The sequence below is a fragment of the Shimia sp. genome, from assembly GCF_039969785.1.
Classification (GTDB): domain Bacteria; phylum Pseudomonadota; class Alphaproteobacteria; order Rhodobacterales; family Rhodobacteraceae; genus Shimia.
In genome coordinates this window covers 38,516-56,527 of sequence record NZ_JBDVNC010000047.1, presented here as the reverse complement: position 1 = coordinate 56,527, position 18,012 = coordinate 38,516, and the positions used below count along the sequence as shown (strand labels likewise).

The 18,012-nt window shown below is 54.5% G+C and carries 13 protein-coding genes and 2 pseudogenes; 3 read left to right on the top strand and 12 right to left on the bottom strand.

Translation table 11 applies throughout. The annotated features are described in order from the left end of the window. Nucleotides 1-419, top strand: a pseudogene (locus tag ABJI08_RS20790) (hypothetical protein); the annotation flags it as partial. A 58-nt stretch (nucleotides 420-477) separates the two neighbouring features. Here ABJI08_RS20790 and ABJI08_RS20785 read toward each other — a convergent pair. Beyond that, the gene (locus ABJI08_RS20785; protein ID WP_348403760.1) at nucleotides 478-3,930 is read right to left on the bottom strand and encodes a calcium-binding protein; all 3,453 of its coding nucleotides are present in this window, start codon (nucleotides 3,928-3,930) and stop codon (nucleotides 478-480) included. Between the two features lie 900 nt (nucleotides 3,931-4,830). Here ABJI08_RS20785 and ABJI08_RS20780 point away from each other — a divergent pair. Continuing rightward, nucleotides 4,831-4,959: pseudogene (locus ABJI08_RS20780) on the top strand (IS6 family transposase); the annotation flags it as partial. Nucleotides 4,960-5,086: 127 nt separating this feature from the next. On the opposite strand, the gene ABJI08_RS20775 reads toward ABJI08_RS20780, so the two are convergent. The 6 genes from ABJI08_RS20775 to ABJI08_RS20750 form a co-directional block, all read right to left on the bottom strand. Then, nucleotides 5,087-6,100, bottom strand: coding sequence for an acyltransferase (locus ABJI08_RS20775; RefSeq protein WP_348403759.1), 1,014 nt, complete (start codon nucleotides 6,098-6,100; stop codon nucleotides 5,087-5,089). A 58-nt stretch (nucleotides 6,101-6,158) separates the two neighbouring features. After that, complete coding sequence (xrtD, locus tag ABJI08_RS20770) at nucleotides 6,159-7,763, bottom strand: VPLPA-CTERM-specific exosortase XrtD (protein ID WP_348398754.1); 1,605 nt, start codon at nucleotides 7,761-7,763, stop codon at nucleotides 6,159-6,161. A 250-nt stretch (nucleotides 7,764-8,013) separates the two neighbouring features. Continuing rightward, the gene (locus tag ABJI08_RS20765) at nucleotides 8,014-8,814 is read right to left on the bottom strand and encodes an FkbM family methyltransferase (RefSeq protein ID WP_348403758.1); all 801 of its coding nucleotides are present in this window, start codon (nucleotides 8,812-8,814) and stop codon (nucleotides 8,014-8,016) included. Between the two features lie 4 nt (nucleotides 8,815-8,818). Beyond that, nucleotides 8,819-9,637, bottom strand: a complete 819-nt coding sequence (locus tag ABJI08_RS20760) for a 2OG-Fe(II) oxygenase (protein WP_348398756.1) — start codon at nucleotides 9,635-9,637, stop codon at nucleotides 8,819-8,821. 147 nt (nucleotides 9,638-9,784) lie between these two features. Continuing rightward, nucleotides 9,785-10,714: a sulfotransferase gene (locus ABJI08_RS20755; protein ID WP_348398757.1), complete on the bottom strand. Its 930-nt coding sequence runs from the start codon at nucleotides 10,712-10,714 to the stop codon at nucleotides 9,785-9,787. 18 nt (nucleotides 10,715-10,732) lie between these two features. Then, complete coding sequence (locus ABJI08_RS20750; RefSeq protein WP_348398758.1) at nucleotides 10,733-12,046, bottom strand: nucleotide sugar dehydrogenase; 1,314 nt, start codon at nucleotides 12,044-12,046, stop codon at nucleotides 10,733-10,735. 262 nt (nucleotides 12,047-12,308) lie between these two features. Between ABJI08_RS20750 and ABJI08_RS20745 the strand changes: the two genes are divergently transcribed. Next, entirely contained in the window at nucleotides 12,309-13,250 is a 942-nt protein-coding gene (locus ABJI08_RS20745; RefSeq protein WP_348403757.1) for a glycosyltransferase family A protein, read from the top strand. A gap of 503 nt (nucleotides 13,251-13,753) precedes the next feature. On the opposite strand, the gene ABJI08_RS20740 is transcribed toward ABJI08_RS20745, so the two are convergent. The 5 genes from ABJI08_RS20740 to ABJI08_RS20720 form a co-directional block, all read right to left on the bottom strand. Further along, nucleotides 13,754-14,215 (bottom strand): DapH/DapD/GlmU-related protein, encoded by a 462-nt coding sequence (locus ABJI08_RS20740; protein ID WP_348398741.1) that lies wholly within the window; start codon nucleotides 14,213-14,215, stop codon nucleotides 13,754-13,756. Between the two features lie 3 nt (nucleotides 14,216-14,218). Continuing rightward, a complete protein-coding gene (locus ABJI08_RS20735; RefSeq protein WP_348398742.1) occupies nucleotides 14,219-15,133 on the bottom strand; it encodes a DUF535 family protein in 915 nt (304 codons plus the stop codon). A 5-nt stretch (nucleotides 15,134-15,138) separates the two neighbouring features. Next, on the bottom strand, nucleotides 15,139-15,879 hold the full coding sequence (locus ABJI08_RS20730) for a WecB/TagA/CpsF family glycosyltransferase (RefSeq protein ID WP_348403756.1): 741 nt from the start codon (nucleotides 15,877-15,879) through the stop codon (nucleotides 15,139-15,141). Nucleotides 15,880-16,021: 142 nt separating this feature from the next. Continuing rightward, on the bottom strand, nucleotides 16,022-17,125 hold the full coding sequence (locus ABJI08_RS20725) for an acyltransferase (protein ID WP_348398744.1): 1,104 nt from the start codon (nucleotides 17,123-17,125) through the stop codon (nucleotides 16,022-16,024). Continuing rightward, nucleotides 17,125-17,994 carry a hypothetical protein gene (locus ABJI08_RS20720; protein WP_348398745.1) on the bottom strand — a complete coding sequence of 290 codons (870 nt, stop codon included), beginning with the start codon at nucleotides 17,992-17,994 and terminating at the stop codon, nucleotides 17,125-17,127. The genes ABJI08_RS20725 and ABJI08_RS20720 overlap by 1 nt, the downstream gene beginning before the upstream one ends. Nucleotides 17,995-18,012 lie beyond the last annotated feature (18 nt).

Below are 18,012 nucleotides of genomic sequence, written 5' to 3'. Positions count from 1 at the left end.
TTGCAAATGCTCCGGCTCCGAAACGCTCCAAGATCTTGAAATTCGTGGTGCTGCACCGCGTGCTGGACGGCGCCTTGCGGTTTCCCGCGGCGATCCCTGAAAAACTGGGCTTGGCCTTGGCCAGTGCGATCGAAGCAGATGCGCCGATGGGCAACCGGCTGCGCGATGCGTTGCGCAAAACACCTGCATCAGATGCCACAGAAGAACGCGCCCGTCTTGAACGGGCATTAAAGAAAGGCGCCGCCCCTGCTCCGCGCACATCAGTCGATCCAATTGAGATCGCGCCGGGTGTGATGCTGGAACAAAAGCAAGGCCGCATGGTTCTGCGTGGTCGGGGTGTGGATGATGCGTTGGCTGCAGATCTGCGTGCATGGTTTGCTGCGCGGTCTGGGAATTCCGATAAGAAGTCTGAAAAGTAGTTTAAATTCAGCCTCTTGGAGGTTTTCGTTTCGCGTGCGAAATCACGAAAATCTAAGTTCAGAGAACAAAGTCGCTTTCGGTCAGGTTGATTTCACCCTGGATCGTGATCGATAGATCTGCACCGCCACCATCAATATCAGCCATCACAGTTGTGATGCCGTTTGACTGTGTGAAGGACAGCGTGCCCGCCCCTTCCGTGTCTCCTTCGCCGACGAAGGAGAAGCTGTTGATGTCAGCCGTTAGGGTGTTTGCGTCAAATCCACTGAGTGAGATCAAATCCCCTTCGTCTTGTGAGAAGTCGAGAACGTGATCGCGTTTGTTTGGCGCCAACGAGCTGTGGGCGACCGAAGCTACGGTGAAGATATCCGCGCCCAGACCACCGGTCAGGGTGTCGGCTCCACCGCCGCCCACAAGGATGTCATCGCCGTTGCCGCCGTACAATGTGTCACTGCCGCCGCCGCCGTACAACGTGTCATGGTTCTGGCCGCCATACAGGTCATCCAGACCTCTGCCGCCCTTGACCTGATCGTTGCCTGTGCCACCGTAAACGGTGTCTGCACCTTTACCGCCTGCGACAAAGTCGTCGCCGCCTGCGCCATAGATCGTATCAGCACCGGCGTTGCCATAAGCAAAGTCATTGCCGTCACTCACGACCAATGTATCGCTACCATTGCCGCCGCCAAGCGTGTCATCGCCCAGACCGCCTTGGAGGTAGTCCGCGCCGTTACTGCCAGTGACCGCGATGTTTTCGATGGCTGGGACGTCGCCCGGAGTGTCGTCGCCCGGTGCGTCCCCTTCGTCTTCGGGGATGTCGGTGGTGATGCTGGTGCCATCGTTTACGCCGTCTGCGGTTATCGTTCTGGACGTTACAGCCCCCGAACCACCGTTTGTAAGGGTGATGGTCACCGTGTCGTTTACGTAATCGATCTGCAGGTTGGCATCTTGGTTGCTCGGAAGCCCCTGCACTTGGATATCTTGGAATTCGCCGACAAGCTGGTCAACCGTGATCAGGTCGAATGTGCCAGCCAATCCGGCTGCATCGGACAGGTCGATAACCAGTGTGCTGTTCCCAAAGTCGACGTGTGAGGCCACGTTGGGCGCGTCCCCGAAGGCACCAGAGCGGAATTCGCGAATGGTTGAGAAACCGCCGCTGTCTGCATCGAAATGGAGTTCTGCATTGGTGTCAAAGGCCAACAGAGCCAGGCCACCGGTTTCGCCGTCAAAGCCCAGATTCGCCGCGCTGCCTTCAACGGTCAGGATGTCGCCACCGGATAGGTTGAATGTCGCGCCAGCTGTGGCCAGAATGGCCTGCCCGCCTGAAATGTTGATGGTCAGCGGATCTGCTGAACCTGTATCGACCGTGTTGACAAAGCGTCCGCCTGACACATCAAAGTGCAACGCACCCGAAAGATCACCCGTCAGCCAGAGTTGTCCGGCGTATGACACGTTGATGGCGCTGTCTGAGCCCCCTGTCAGTGTGCCGTCTATGGTCAAGCGCCCTTGTGCGACGGCCAATGTGCCATCTTCGCCCAGGGTCATATTGTTGATACGGAATGTGCCGCTGTAATTGACCCAGTTTCCGGCCAGATCGATTGAATCGCCGTTCAGGACGTCGTCTTCCGTGCTCCAGTTCAGGCGGTTGTCCCAGCGGACCCCGTCACCCCGTTCATCGGGTTCAAAGGTCAGAGTCTGGTTGGTTGTGCGAATTGACCCATCATTGACACCGAAGCCCTGTTGGAAATAGGCGATCAGTTCTTCTACGGACACATCGTTATGTTTGATGTATTCAGCCAGATCGTGTTGGTCGGCGTTCGGATCGTTCAGGACCAGTTTGGCCAGATTTTGGATCGTGGTCTGATCGGCCAGTTCTGGATCCAAGTCGTCTACGTTCAGCTCGAAATCGTCAGAGTTGCCGATTTCAACGTTCCGGCGGCTGTGCCAGTTGTAGATGATGGTGTCGTCATAGAACGGGTCGCGCAGATAGATACCGCTGCCCGAGTTGATTTCCTTGGCTGCCAGATCATCGGGATCGTTTGGATCAGCCAAGTGCGCGACAACGTTGCCGATAAGGCTTGAATCGTTGCCTGCACTGTAAAATCCATTGGCCAGAGCTCCAATCTGAAAGGCCCCTTTATGCGCCGCTGAGGTCACAACATTGTCGAGTACAAGGCTGTAGTTGCCCTGCGCATCGTTATAGCCGTCAGAGTTCCCACCAAGGGCGGAGAAACCCGCGTTGTTTTCGAAGAACAGGTTGCCGTCCAGAAAGCCGCCGCTTTTGGCATGTATTCCAAACGACGCAGCTTCTGCTGAAACGCTGTCGCGGAAAGTGAAATCTGTTACGCTGCGCTGTATGTAAATGTTGTGGCTGTATTGACTTGGGGGCTGGCCGTAATCGGCACTGCCATTGGGGTCATAGCCTTCTTCCCAACCTGTGTGGCTGACGACGATGTTCTCCAGCAGTATACCATCCGCATTGCCTACGTACAGGCCGCCGGTGCGGTGGGAATGGGGCGCCCAATCATCGAATCCCTCTCTCACTTCTTCATAGAAGATATCGTAAAATTCTGTATGCCGGAGGGTCACGCCTTCGGCATGCTGAATGGCCGCACCAGTTCCGCTGAACTCGATGTCTTCAAGGATGATGTTCTTGCCAGTCAATCCGTTGAAACCACCCTTTAGATGCAGGTCGGATAGCACAATGTTTTCGGATTGCTTTTGCCAGATTTTAATCTCGGAATTGATGATTGGCTTTTCACCCTCACCCCAGGATGTGATGTGGACAGGGTGCAAGGGGTCTTCGCCGAAGGTTTCGCGGGATACCACCTGACCTAGATTGTCGTATTCATAGCCACTTTCGAACAGCAACCAGTTCGAGTTGGGCTCAGATTGCGACCACGTGGTCGCATACCATAGAGCCATACCAGCATCTGGAGCCAGAGCCATGTCTTCAGATGCACCATAGTCGTCCAGCAACGCTTCGATCTGGCGGCCGACCTGAATGGCCCTGCTAGGGTTGTTGAGAAGGTCCGTCACATCACCAAAATCGATCCCTTCGCGAGCGGCAATGTCGTCTAGCGTCAATGCGTCTTCGCTGTTAGAGACAAATACTTTGCGGTGATTTTCACCGGTCTCAACGATGACGCGATCGTCTTCGTCTGTGGCCAGCATATAGTGGTTACCCTGTGCCCATCCGGCCACCTGCGTGCCTTCTTCGATGTCTAGGGTTTCATTCACAACGTCGATGGCGCCGTTGGCCTGAATGATCTGATAGCTCAACGAAACCGAACCGGTTTGCGCGGCGTCGGTCAGAACAAGTGAAATGGTCCCATCGGGGTTGATCGAGGCATGTCCGAATTCGGGTTGTTCGACGATCGTGACGGATTGCGCAGTTTCATAGCCCTCAGGCTGCAGAACGGTGACACGTCCTGCCATAAGGTTGCCTGTGCTCAGATATTCGGTCGGAGCCTCTTCCTGAGCAGATGTGGTTTCAAATTCGGGGGCTGCAGACATGGCTTCGACAGAGGATATTGGTTGATCAATTCCTACATCTAAGCCCGTATTATCCGAGTCCGTATCAGTCTCTGAGGCGCTTTCAGACTCTGGTATGGCGGCAGGAAGAGGGTTCGAGAATAGGGTCGAAGAAAGAGAGTCAGACATTAAGCGCATTTCCTCATACTTGCTCGCACAGGCGCATAGCGAACCCGCGTTCCGAGCAAGGAGACACGAGTAAAAAACGACATGGTTCTTTCACCCACTGCTTAAGCGGTGGTTACACAACCATGAGTTTTAATTCTTAAGATTTGTTTAGGTCCTGAGTGAGGCGTGAAGTGGAGTAGATGAGGACGAAAATAGGGCAGGGTTGTGTCAGATGTAATTCGCCCCCCTTAAATCGGCAGAGTCCTGCGTAGACTATGGTGTCGAAGCGGTCAAATTATGACGAAAAAAAGTTCGGTTTCCCCCTATCTTACGGATTCCCAAGGCGTTTTTGAGCTCGTTTTGATAAGCATTGTTCCGCCTGAGTGGACGGTAAACTTCGCGTTCGGAGATTGGCGAATTGGTGGGAGTTTTCCCATCGGCAAGATCCCGTTTACGTACCTTCGGAGTGATTTCAAAAGTACCAGGGGCACTTCGCAATTGTTTTGTGGCCCAATCACGACAAAAGCAGGCCACCACGGATTAAAAAATCACAACTTTTGCAAGCATTTCACCAAGTGTAGCCGTCACTCATTAGCAGAGGAACTATTGCATGACCCTAGGATGAATGCTGAGGCAAGGGCACATCCTGCGTACCGGAAATTAGGACCGGTGTTCGGCGATAAGCGCGTACTTCACCTTGCATCCTTTGTGAAGTACACGCCCCTTCCTAAGAAATCGGCGGTTTCGGCGAGCTCTGTGCTTTTGGGGCTGAGTATGCCACGTAGATCCCCGTTCAAACACCACCGTTTTCCACGTGATATCATCCTTTGCGCCGTGCGGTGGTACCTGCGGTTTCCGCTGTCGTTTCAGGATGTCGTCGATCTCCTGGAAGAACGCGGGATCATACCTATTGCATGAAGCGTTTTGCCTCTCTTGTCCGGAAGCATGGGGGTGGAGAATGCCCTGTGTGCTGTCGCATCTGCCGCGCGCCTATCTGCTGGCAGATGAAAACAGCCGGTGATTGAGTTTATTAGCGCAAGCCCAAGACAAGGCGGCGTGTCAGGCCTGTTTTCTCGGCAAGCTTGTGAACGACGATGGGCAACGCGATCCCAGCGATCAGGCCCAAGATTGTTTTGAGCATCAATGCATCCACGCCAAGCTTTTCCAGCACTTCGCGCATGCCGGATGTGCCAAATATGTGGTAAAGATAGATGGTGAATGCAAAGGGTGCCAAACGGTCCAGCAGGGCGATCCGCGGCATGGCCAGAAACAACAAGGTACAGGCTGCCACACCAAAGACCAACGCGCTTGGCGTGCGGCGGCCCAACATCAGCGTGCCCTCAGCCCAGTAATGCTGGGCCTGCAGGTAAGATACCCCCAAGACCGCAAGCAGACACAGGCCCATCACCAGGGTGCGGGCCTGATAAAACAGATTGAAATTGCGATAGAGCACCACGCCAAACAAGAAGAATGGCAACAAGAACGGTACGGTGCGCAAAGAAAAGAACACAGGTGGCCAGACGCTGGACAGCGAAAAGGCACAGGCCCCGAGAAACAGCCAATGTGTGTGACGCCCCTTAAGCAGGGCATCCGCCAAGGCGCTGCCCACAAAGATCACCATCATCGTTTGCAGGTACCAGTAATGTGCATAGGGAAAGAAAAAGATCTCCCAGATGTCGGTGGGGGTGCGGCCAAACCGATTGCCCATCAGCGTTCCCGCTAAGGCAAAGACCAAGGCGGCAATGGCGCCGGGGATCAGAAGACGGCGAACCTTACCTCCGATAAAGCGTCCGTAATCGGGTAAGTGTACAGGGCGCATCCCATACACAAACCCGGCGATCACAGCAAAGATCGGCATCCGCACATGGATCAGATAATCTGCGTAAAACCGCAGGAAATGCGGGTAATCAAGGCCAAGCCCACTGGTGGTTCCCAGACCCACCACATGGTAGCTGACCAGCATGGTAAAGGCGATGGTGCGCAGCGAATTGATCGCAACGAGGTCGCCCAAGACCTGCCCTGGGTGGCTTATGTGTTCTGTCACTGTCACGCTTTGCCTCTATTGGCAAAAGCGCTCCAGATCAACGAACTTGGTCCTTAGATCACCCTTTTGGAATGAATCGTGGCAGTGGGCCTTGCAATTCTTTCAACACTTCGTTCAGGCGGGTTTCGGCAGCGGAGTCATCTTCGCCGGGTTGAATCGATGTTGTCAGACGCACCAGCGCCCCATCGGTCCGACCTGTGCGGATACCATCCACCATCAGCCAGTACTTGGCCGCAAAATCCCAGGCAATCCGGCGTTCTTTCTGTTCGAACCAGTAATAGACCATCATGCGGGATTCACCCTTTTGGATGATCGCCCGGTTGATTTGGAAAGGGGTGTCGCTGTTCATTTCAGCGGTGATGTCCGTCCGTTCCAGCCATGCGATTTCCCAACCCGCGCCGGGCAGACACACTTCGGGGCTATGTACGCCGCCTGCGGATTGGTCATAATACCAAGCCATGAACAAGCCCACAGTCGTCTCAACACCGGGTTTGGCCAAGTTCACCTGATGATAATCATCCGCCGCCAACACCCGTTCCACATGAGGGTTCAGGAATTCGCGCGGGCCTGATTGTGACCATTCACCCAGCGTGCGCGGGAAGATAGCAAAGCTGTCGCGTGGGACGCGTATATCGCCACGATCCGGCAAAGCGGCCCATGTCAATGTCCCGACCACAAGAACCATTGCGGATACGATCAACGCTTTTGACGGTTGCACCAACCGCAGGCGCATCGCTTGCGTCATCAGGCCGTCCGTATCGAGATCAAGCGCTTCGACCAGGCTCATTTTTTGGCGGTTGAAGAACAACATGATGCGGGCCAGCGCGAACAAGAGAAGGATACAGGCAACAAAGATCACCCAACCTTCGAAAAAGTGCGTAAAGCCGTCGAGCCAGCTGACACCCCAGTGGTTCACAACATATCCGGCAATGCCGATCCGAACCGAATTCATCAGAACCGTGATCGGAGCCGCCGAGATCAGCAACACAGCCTTGTGCCACATTGGACCGCGATAGAGGACAGCGAAGATGTAGGAAAAGCTGAGGATCGGGAACAGGTAGCGCAGACCCGAACAGGCCTCGGCCACGTGCAGTTTGGTGATGCCCAGATCGATGATGTTACCGTCCAGAAACACCGGAACGGCCATCAGCTTCAGGAACCAAACCCCAAGCTCAGAGGAAATAAACTGCAGCCATGTGGTCATCTTGTAATAGATCACGCCGGGCAGGGGCAGCATATAAACCAGGTGCACAACGGGGGGCCAGAAATGCTTGCCGGTTTGCCAGCCAAAGCTGACCAGCAGCAGGCCACCAACCCACAGGATCAGCGCATAGGCTACGATATCATCGATATTGGCGAGCTTACCCAGCGTGCCCATCAGGACCGCAAACAGGATCAGCGCGACACCGGGCCAGCGGTTTTTGATAGCGCCGTGGTGCTCGGGCACCATTTTGAGTTGGCGTAGGAACAGCAATCCCGACAGAATGGGGATCAGGGGACCGTGACTGTATTCGGGCAATTGCCACGCAACCAACAAGGCTTCGATGCCTTCATAAAAGAAAACAACGGCTCCAAGCGTAATCACGATCAGCCAGAAGCTGCCCCAATGCAGGAAATCGTTTGCGATCTTCGATTGTTTTGAGACTTGCTCAACTGTCGACATTAACCCACGCGCTCTCAATAAATTTCAACTAAAGCATTTGACCGAACGATATGGCCTAAAAAAGACCATTTGCCAATTTATTTTAACAGATCAGGGCCAATGTAATCCAGTGTACCCTTATGTAACTATTTGTAACAATGGCATGATCTCGAAACTGTGATCTTAGTTTATGCCCAAAGCACTGCGAATGGCGTCCGGGGCGTCCGGGGCGTCCGGGGCGACGGCGACATAATCATGGGCTGTCGCGTGTTCAGAGAGGGGGGCCAGACGCACAGTCCACAGTGCACGAGGCAGGGTGTATAAGGGTGTAATCTCGCGCCTGTAATAGCTCGAGGGCAGGGGACAGACCAGTTTCCGGGTCAGGGGCGTTTTCCTCAAGCAGGATAACCGCAGGGCGGGTCTGCCCCAGAAAGGTATGCGCCCCTTGCAGGGCTTGGGTCTCGAAGCCTTCGACATCCATTTTGATCATCTTGACCTGTGTGATCCCGGCCGTTTGGGCATAGTTGTCGAGCGGTTCGACAGGCACCTGCACGGTTTCTGTGCCGGGCAGGTTTTCAAACTGGGTCGACAGCGACGCAGAGCCAGAATTGTTGAGCGGGATAGCCAATTCCAGTGTGGTGCTTTCAGGGCCGAGGCCGATGGGATGCAGGGTGATCGGCAAATCCGGGTTCAGATCCAGCGTGCGGCGAAAATAAACCTGCATACGCGGTTGCGGATCAAAGGCATGGACCTGCCCCGAAGGGCCGACCCGCGCGGCCATGCGCAAGGACACAAGCCCAAGATTAGAGCCTATATCAAGGGCGATATCGCCAGAGTTCAGTACTCGGTCGACCACCCATGACACTTTGGGATCAAGGTCCCCGACAAAGCGCATGGAGCGTCCGACATAATCACCCGCAGGGACCACGGCGCGCCCGCCTGTCACAGAGGCAATGCCATCCGGCCCGCCCGCTGGGTCAAGCCATCGAAACAGCCTGGAATTGGCAAGGGGCCCACACCCGGACTTTAGCGGATAGAGATGTCCGATATGTGCGGCGAGCCCAGCCAGCACCTGATCAGAATCCGACTCTGCGCAGGTGATATCCGATCCGGCGGTAAACGATGGGGGGCAGGATGTCCTTCATGATGGCACGGCGTGCGATCACGCTGTCTGCTTGATCTTCGGTGCCGGGGCGCGGTTTGAACAGCGTCGTGTGGGATTTGCGATCCGGACCCCAGGTGGCGGTGTAGTAATACAGCGCAATCGATTGACGCGCTTCACCATCGGGGTGGTTCATTGGTTCGGGGTTGCCATGGAACGTGTTCGAACCGGTTGAAAAACAGACCATGCGGTTGAAGGTCGGCGTGAAACTTTTGACCTTGGCAGACATGTCGTTTTCCCAGATCTCAAAGTTACCGCCCCATTCGGTCTGCCAGTCGCGGTTCAGATAGATCAGAATATTCAGGCGGCGCTCGACCTGCATCATTTGGTGCAGGTTGAAATCCGCATGGATGTTCAAATGCCCACCATTCTGGGTTTTATGGATACCAGCGCCCATGAAATAAGGATCGGGGATCAAGCCTTTGATTCCTGTCATCTCTTCGAGGAACAGAATGAAGGGGCGTGAATTGAACGCGTAAAAGAGATTCTTCGTATAGGACGGAAGACGCTCTGGGATATAGGAAGATTTCAGGTTTTCCTGTGCACGCCCAAAGCTGGATTCAGGGGCGGGCAATATACCCAGATCCGCGATCACGTTCTCTAGGACGGGTTCGGGTAGGAAGTTGTCGATGCAGATGTGACTATCGGGCTGACCGGCCTGATAGGTCTCGGCATAGGATGTGCCGATCTCCTTTGCTTTGTCGAATGGGATCAGGAATGATCTCGGGATCAAAGGAAAAAATAGGATCGGTCATGGGTCACTGTCTATCTGTTTAAATGCTAAGGGGTACCAGCTGAAACTGGTTGTTCTATGGCAGAAGCGTGTTCTTTTTGAAAGCCTGTGCACCCAGTTTGTCTGGTGGTTTGTGTGAGCAAAAGGTTAAGTTGCGACCGGATATCCCAGCCCTGTCAGGTCCAATTCAATGCGATCACTTAATCGTTGGTTTGATGCGGCGTATTCGATTCCGATGGTGTCATCGATAAAGCCGCGGATCGCGGTGATTTGACGGGCGCCGATTTTGGTGTGGCGCGACAAGATCGGATCGATCCGCTTGATCAGTGTATTCTTGAGCTTGACCAGACGGGTGTTGTCTTCGTAACGGGCCGGGCGCACGGCAGGCACAGGCACCCAACGGTTCAGCCAACGCTCCAGCAGGATCGCAGCATCACCGCGCCGGGCATAGACAACCTGTTCAAGGCGCGTTTCCTCAAGCGTTGTGCCCAAAAACCCATTCAGGCGCTGCATATAAGCTGCAGGGTCCGCACGCATCAGCTCGTGGGGCATGAACAGAACCTGTTCCCTTGGGAAATGTGCGCAGGCCAAATCGTAGCTTAGGTCATATTCGAAATGATCCCGGCGCAGAATGGGGCGAAACCCGGGGCGGTCCATGTTGCCCGTCAGCATGGTTTGGATCGTTTCAGATCCACCTTGACGGATATATTGCAAATACTGGGCCATCATCATGCTGCGTTGTTCGCGCACACAGACCAGCAGACGGGCTTCGGGAAACGCCTTGGCCATCCGTGTCAAAGCCGCTTCCGCGTGATAGCGTCCGTAAATTGGATAGCCCAGCAAGTCTTCGTGTGAGATCACCGGGATGCGCCCATCCGTATTGGCAAAATCGGCACGGATCGCGTCAGACTCAAAGTGCGCCGGGTGACTGAGAATGAACGCCTCGATTGCCATGGCGGATTGTGTGCCCCACGGCGCGGCAAAAACCGCCTGATCCGAAAAGATCTGGTTTTGCAGAAACGTCGAAGCCGTTTTCTGGTATCCCGCGTGGATCAGGATAGGAGGCGTGGTCGCCATAAGAAGCCCTTTGCCGTTTTAGACCTTGCGAACCCGGTCCAGATCAAGCCCGCGTTTGGCCATCACGTTGCGGGTGTCGATGATCGGGCAATCCAGATCCAGCAGGGCGGCATAATCGGTGGCGTCGTGATCTGTGGCGATCAGCACGGCATCAATTTGGTCTGCGGTCAGGGTTTTGGGATCGGTCGCACTGCGCGCCACGTATTGTTTGTATTCGCGCATGGGCGGGATTTCAGGCACATGCGGATCGATATACACCACCTCTGCGCCCGCTTCGTCCAACAGCTCCATCAGCTTCATGGAGGGGCTTTCGCGCATATCAGAAACGTTTTTCTTATACGCCACACCCACCAGCAGGATGCGCGCACGGCTTAGGCCTTTGCCGACTTCGCGGTCGACGATTTCACGCAGGCGGTCGACGACATGATGCGGCATGTTGGTGTTGATTTCGCCAGCCAGCTCAATAAAGCGCGTCGGCACTTCGTGTTCGCGGGCCTTCCATGTCAGGTAAAACGGATCAATCGGGATACAGTGCCCGCCCAGACCGGGGCCGGGATAGAAGGGCATATAGCCAAAGGGTTTGGTGGCGGCCCCTTCAATGACCTCCCAGACATCGATGTCCATTTTGTCATAGATCAGCTTGAGTTCGTTGACCAAAGCGATGTTGACCGCGCGAAAGATGTTTTCGGTGATTTTGACGGCCTCGGCGGTGGCGGGTGTTGGCACGCGCACAACCGTGTCCACGATACCGGCATAGAGCGCTTCGACCAGATCGCCGGCCAGATCGCCCATACCTGCAACCACTTTGGGGATCGAACGTGTGTTGTGACTGGTGTTGCCGGGATCTTCGCGTTCGGGGGAAAAGCCCAGAAAGATGTCTTTGCCCAGTGTCAGACCTGATGTTTCAAGGATCGGGGCGAGTACTTCTTCGGTTGTGCCGGGATAGGTTGTTGATTCCAGCACAACAACGGTGCCGGCGCTGATATGCTGCGCGATCTTATGTGTGGTCTCTTCCACAAAGGACAGATCGGGTTCGCGCTGCTTGGTCAGGGGCGTGGGGACACAGATCAGGATGGCCTGACATTCGGCCAGACGGCTGAAATCCGTGGTCCAGTCAAACCCGTCCTTGACCGCGTTCAGATCGGCATCTGTCACCGCCCCGATATAGCTTTCGCCTGCATCCAGACGCGCCATCTTGCTGTCATCGATGTCAAACCCGGTGACGGGAAACCCTTGTCGGGCGGCCGTGACGGCCAGCGGCAGGCCAACATAGCCCAGACCAACGATGCCCACACGGGCCTTACGGGAGGAAATTACATCCAGAAGCGCCATGAAATAGTCCTTTGAAGCTTAAAAATTTGCCCGGGCTGCTCCTGCCATGAGAGCGCTTGCGGCGCAATATCGAGGAGGTGGGTCGATTTCGTGAAAACACTGCGACACGCTTAAGACAGAGCTAGATCTGTCTCGGGGGGGGTATAGAGGGCGGTGTGAGCTGTGATATTGAGGTATGCATCTTTCAAACAAACTTAGATAATCGTCATAACAGGATAAGCGTCTTCTTGTCTGTGCTGTCTATATCGAACATAGACCAGCTATGAAACACGCAATTGATACCCGCGCTTATGTCGTCATTTCGCCCGGACGTAACGAGGCCGACTATATGCGCCGCACGCTGGACAGCATGGTGGCACAGTCCGAACGGCCCGCCCTTTGGGTTATTGTTGATGATGGGTCGACGGATGACAGCCCTCAGATTCTGGCCGAATACACGGCCGCACATGATTGGATCCGTGTGGTGCACCGCGAAGATCGGGGCAAGCGGGCCGTGGGTCCTGGCGTGATCGAAGCCTTTTATGCCGGGCTCGAGACGGTGACGCTGAGCGAGTACACTTACCTATGTAAGCTCGATCTCGATCTGGATTTGCCGCCGACTTATTTTGCGGGCCTGATGGACCGGATGGAGGCAGAACCCCGTGTCGGCAGTTGTTCGGGCAAGACGTGGTATAGCGGGCCGCAGGGCCAGCAGATTTCGGAAGGCATCGGAGACGAGATGTCGATCGGGGCGTCCAAATTCATGCGCGTGAGCTGTTTCAACCAGATCGGCGGCTTTGCCCGCGAGGTCATGTGGGATGGTCTGGATTGCCACAAGGCGCGTCAGCTGGGTTGGATTGTGGGCAGCTGGGATGCGCCTGAACTGGCTTTCGAACATTTGCGCCCGATGGGATCAAGCCAGACAAATATTCATGTGGGCCGCCGTCGCCACGGCTTTGGTCAGTATTACATGGGCACGGGGCCGGTATATCTGGTGGCGTCCGCCATCAACAAGATGCGCCAGCCACCCTATGTGACGGGCGGGCTTTCCATCCTGCAGGGGTATTTTGGCGCGATGTTGCGGCGCGACCCACAGCATGGGGATGCCGAATTGCGTGCCTTCATCCGAGCCTATCAACGTCGGGCTTTGTCTGTGGGCAAAGCCCGTGCAGCTTCTGAAATCGAAGCAGAACGGGCTGATCTCTGGTCCCCTGAAACCGTCTAAGCGAGCGGCACGATGCTGTTTACCGAACTCCAGTTCTGGATCTTTTACCACAGCTGGTGGGGGGCCTGATTGGGCGGGGAGCGAACCCGTTGCCCAATATCAGTCAGCCGCGACAGTTCGGCTGGGATGTGGGTTTATGGCATGTCCTTTTTTGGCAATGCGATACGCACCGCATCTCGGCGGAATTCGTCTGTCCGTTTTAGTTCCATATTCAGTCTCCTTTGTTGCAGTGAATGCTATCAAAGGAGCGGCATCAAACCGCGACAGGTCCACGATGATCACACCCGCGTCTGGCATATCATCGACATTCGGCACGCGAACGGTCACTCAGGCGGGCGGGGTTCAAACCTCATCTTATATTTCAGATTTTTCTTCCAACTGGTCCGGGACAGTGGCAGTGGCGTAGAGACAATTGTCACCTGGTGCCGTCATTTCACGGGTATGAATTGCAACAACATGATGCCTTCCGCTGTGTTCTGCGAAGGGAAGAACAAAGGTAATCCTTATGTTTGTTTTGAGCCTGTCAGAATACGCGCTGGAACACCAACAGCGGTGGCACCTGCTGGTACGTTTTGCAACACAACCGCATTGGCCCCGATACGCGCGCCTTTGCCAATGGTCACACCACCCAAAATGCGCGCTCCAGCCCCGATATAGACATCGTCAGAAATCTGTGGAGCCTTGCCCCCTTCGATTTCACCCAACGTCACATGCTGCATGATCAGGCAATTGGCCCCGACACGGGCGTTGCGGTGCATCACGATCCCGGTGGGATGAGGCATGCGCAGATTAGCGGCAAGATCGGCTTCGCGGTTGATGTCGGACCCGCTTAACAGCGACCAGATTTCGTGACCCAACTTGCCGCGCGCGCATTGCAGGCGCGCCCACAGCCCGCGCGCATCGCGATGATGTTGATAGCGGTGAATCGCCCTGATCAGTCTCTGGTCACGTTTATCAATCAGCATGAGTCAGGTATCTACAAACTGCGTGGGTTGCGCTGTGTCCAATCCTTCAGCAAAGGCGGCCTCGAAGGTGTCTAAAAAGGCAAACCGCTTGCGATACAAAGAACGCTTCTTTGGTTTGACGGTTTCAATATCACGTATTTCAGGCGCCACATCCAACCGCCAGAAACCCGCATCCATCTGTGTGCCCCCCCGATCTGTCCAGATTGCATCGTAATTGGGGCTCACTTCCTTGTCGCCAAAGAAAGGGTGCAGATGGTGCCGCTGTGCTTGGGCCACGGCGTGGATCTCTTGCACGCCGATGCGCCGCGCCAACATGCGGAAGATATCCAGCAGGAAATCCCGTGGCCGCAACCCATGCAAATCCTTGGTCAGTTGCCGGTACAGATCCAACGCGTTATCGCGATTACGCCCTTGTAATCCACCAATCACCCCGACCAGACCCTGATCCGTTGGCCACAGTGAAAACGCCAATGAAAACGCACGGAAATCCCCAACGAACAGGTTCACGGTCAATCCGCCTTCGCGCATGAACCATTTGGGTTGATCCAGAACCACACGCAGACCTGCATGCTGTTCATCCAGCGTCACAACCACCAACTGATCATCCAGATCAAAGCAATAGGGCCCACCAATCGCATCAACAGCTTGGTAATGGGCTGCGATCCGGTTCAGGCGTGTCTCGGCTTTCCAAGATGCACATTGATAAGGCCAGATCAACGCGCCCAGCATTTCGGGCCGCTGCGCCATGACACGGGCCAGCATTGTCTCGGGCGCGGGTTCTAAAAACGGCTTTAGCGATTGCTTTTGCCCCTGAGCAGCAGCCAACATTTTGGCCTTCAGCTTTACATTCGCAAGCTTGCGGCCGGGAAAGGTCTGTTCTGCGATACGCAACAGAGTGGGGGCTTGGGCCAGCACCATGATCCTCAGCCCTTCGCAAACGGATCGCGGTAAAACCCCAGCTTTTGCTTGAGAACCGCCCACAAAAAGGGAGGTTCATGAACCACATAGCGATGAAACCGGGCGCGTGGTTCTTTGATCAAACGATAGAGCCATTCAAAACCGGCTTCGGTGATCCAAGCCGGGGGGCGATCAAACGTCCCGCTTTCGTAATCGATGGTTCCCCCCAAAGGCAGCCAAAGCTTGACCCCGGGCATCCGATCCCGGTGTTTGATGATAAACTTTTCCTGACGTCCGCCGCCAAGCCCGACCAACAAAGCGGTGGCGCCGCTGGCATTGACCTGTGCGATCATGTCTTCGATCTCGTCAGGTTTGTCTTCGAAATCAAAGGACGGCGCATATGTGCCCACGATGAATTCGCGACCGACTTTTTCATTCACATTGCTGGCGGCCAGCTCTGCCACACCCGGCTTGCCCCCCATCATAAACAACGTCATGTCGGGGTTGTCCTTGTGATGCATATAAAACTTGGGAAAGTAATCTGATCCTGACACCCGCTGACGCACAGGCGTACCCAGAAACTTGGTGGCGAAATACATGATCTGGCTGTCACAGGTGACCACGTCGAACTGATCAAGGATGTCATAGAACTCCTGATCCTGCTGCAGCTTCATGATCATATCGACATGCAGCGTCAGCATCATGCCTTCGGTGAAGTTCTTCACCAGATCATCCATATCCAGATCATGCACAAATGCGTTGAGCATGGGCACGGGCTTAAGATTTTGGTTTACAAGCATTTTTGATCCGTCAGGCATAGGTTTCTTTTCCTACAGCACAAGTTCCATCGCCAAGAAAAAGAAACCGTCGCAATAGGAATTGTCTTATGAGTTAAATTTATCAAGTCCATCATATTCTTTCGACCTTATGTCGAATGGACCGCGCTATGTTCTCTATCGGCCATTCCACCCATCGGAAAGCCAGCACCCCAAAACCAAGCGCAAGGCATAGCGATACAAACACGAACAGCGAAGGATAGGATGTGATCTCAAGGCCCGAGTCCGCCTCTAGCTTATGCACGACCAGCTTAAAGAAGATCAACAAGGGCATATGTACGAGGTAAATGGCAAATGACGCTCGTCCTGGTTGATAAAGTGCCGATGCTTTTGATATTTGCACCAACGGACCGTGCTGGCTTGCCGTCACCAGTACCATCACCGCAAAGCAAACCAGTGCCAACAATTCCAGTCCTAAGCAGACACACAGCACGACCCCCACAAGGGTAGGCAGTTGCAGGCGTGCTTTAGCGACGTCTGACAGAACGTTATGCGCTTGCGCAATATACATCCCCAACAAGAACCCCGCTAATGTTCTAAATATAGATAGAGCCCCATGAATGATATTCATATCCTGAGCATACAACATCAACACCGCATAAAGGCCCGATGAAACGACCAGGTAAAACAGCGGGATCTTCAGCATCAGAAGCATCAAAGGGAAAACCAAATAGCACATCATCTCGGTCACGATTGACCATAGAGGTTGATTGATGCTGAGACAGGTTCCTCCGGACAGTTCCTGATACATAAAAAGATATGCCGTTGTCGTCTCGCGTAGACAATCCGGGAATAAGGCTTCAGAGCGCAAATGATTGATCAGTACAAATACGGTCACTCCTGCCAGAACACCCAGATAGTAATTTGGGATAACTTTCAGAGCCCGTCGAAGCCAATAACGTCCGACCGATCGCATCCAACCTGTATCGGTGTAAGATTTGCGCAAGCTTCGCCCATAGGTCTCCTGCATAATAAAGCCACTTAGAATGAAGAACAGGTCGACAAATAAGTAGGATGAATCAAAAAAAGCATAGATCGGATTGTAGCCGGGCGTATGTCCGGACAGATGAAATCCATGATGTGCGACCACGCACAGCGCCGCGACACCTCGAAGCGTCGTGTGTGCAAAGATTTCGTCCCGTCGAGGCTGGAACGCAGATGAAATCGTGTCGGGCACTACCCCGAAGGCCCCATATGCTGCGCAACCAGATCCCGTGTCGAATGGATATTGGCCCGGCTGGAGGCCCCAAAGACGATGGATTCCAGATTTGGCAATTCTGACACCCATTCTATGGCCTCGGCCGGTGGAATGGCACCGGATGCATAAACCGACATGGCCACGGCACGCACGCGCCCTGCTTCCATTGCAGCCTTATAGGCTTCGGCGCCGCCACACATACGGAACCCAATCTTGTTGATGTTGGAACAAATGATCGGATTTTCGATGCCTTCACGTTCTAGCACCTCAAGACACAAGGGCATGTTCATCGTGATGAAACCCGGCTCTGCATTATAGGTTTCGCGCACGTGATCGTGGAACACACGCAACGCCCGACCAAAGCCCAAACCCAATAGCAAATCCGTAAAGACGTTCTGCATGAAGACAACAGGCGTATTCAGCCCCTTGAACATCTTCATTTCCGCGTCGATCAGGATTTTCGCAATCCCGTCCACATCTTTCGTGGCCAGTGCAGCACCGCCGCGCAAGGCAGTCTGCAACATGCCACCTTCGGGCATGAAATGCTGAACCGCGCCCATCATGCCGAAATCTGTTACCGCATTGGCGTATTTATGGGCATAGGGCATGCAGGGGTAAAACAGGAAGTCGGGATAGCGTTCGGGGTTGTTGCGCACGATCTCTGCAATTTCGGCGATGCGGTCATGGGTGGTGCACATAAAGGTGCGGATGCCCGCATCATACGCGACATCCAACACGTCCATGATTGCGTTGCTGTCTTGAAACCGCATGGCCTGCGCGCGCGCTTTTTCTTCGGACATGTGGTTGATGCCAAAGAACTGGTTGTCGCCAAAAAGAAGCTTGTCCATCTGATGTTCCATTGTCGC

Bases quoted from the DNA above. Each gene is read 5' to 3' on its own strand.
- ABJI08_RS20735 (WP_348398742.1), bottom strand. From the start codon at position 15,133: ATGGTGCTGGCCCAAGCCCCCACTCTGTTGCGTATCGCAGAACAGACC.
- ABJI08_RS20730 (WP_348403756.1), bottom strand. From the start codon at position 15,879: ATGCTCAACGCATTTGTGCATGATCTGGATATGGATGATCTGGTGAAG.
- ABJI08_RS20750 (WP_348398758.1), bottom strand. From the start codon at position 12,046: ATGGCGCTTCTGGATGTAATTTCCTCCCGTAAGGCCCGTGTGGGCATC.
- ABJI08_RS20720 (WP_348398745.1), bottom strand. From the start codon at position 17,994: ATGGACAAGCTTCTTTTTGGCGACAACCAGTTCTTTGGCATCAACCAC.
- ABJI08_RS20785 (WP_348403760.1), bottom strand. From the start codon at position 3,930: ATGTCTGCAGCCCCCGAATTTGAAACCACATCTGCTCAGGAAGAGGCT.
- ABJI08_RS20755 (WP_348398757.1), bottom strand. From the start codon at position 10,714: ATGGCGACCACGCCTCCTATCCTGATCCACGCGGGATACCAGAAAACG.
- ABJI08_RS20740 (WP_348398741.1), bottom strand. From the start codon at position 14,215: ATGCTGATTGATAAACGTGACCAGAGACTGATCAGGGCGATTCACCGC.
- ABJI08_RS20745 (WP_348403757.1), top strand. From the start codon at position 12,309: ATGAAACACGCAATTGATACCCGCGCTTATGTCGTCATTTCGCCCGGA.
- xrtD (WP_348398754.1), bottom strand. From the start codon at position 7,763: ATGTCGACAGTTGAGCAAGTCTCAAAACAATCGAAGATCGCAAACGAT.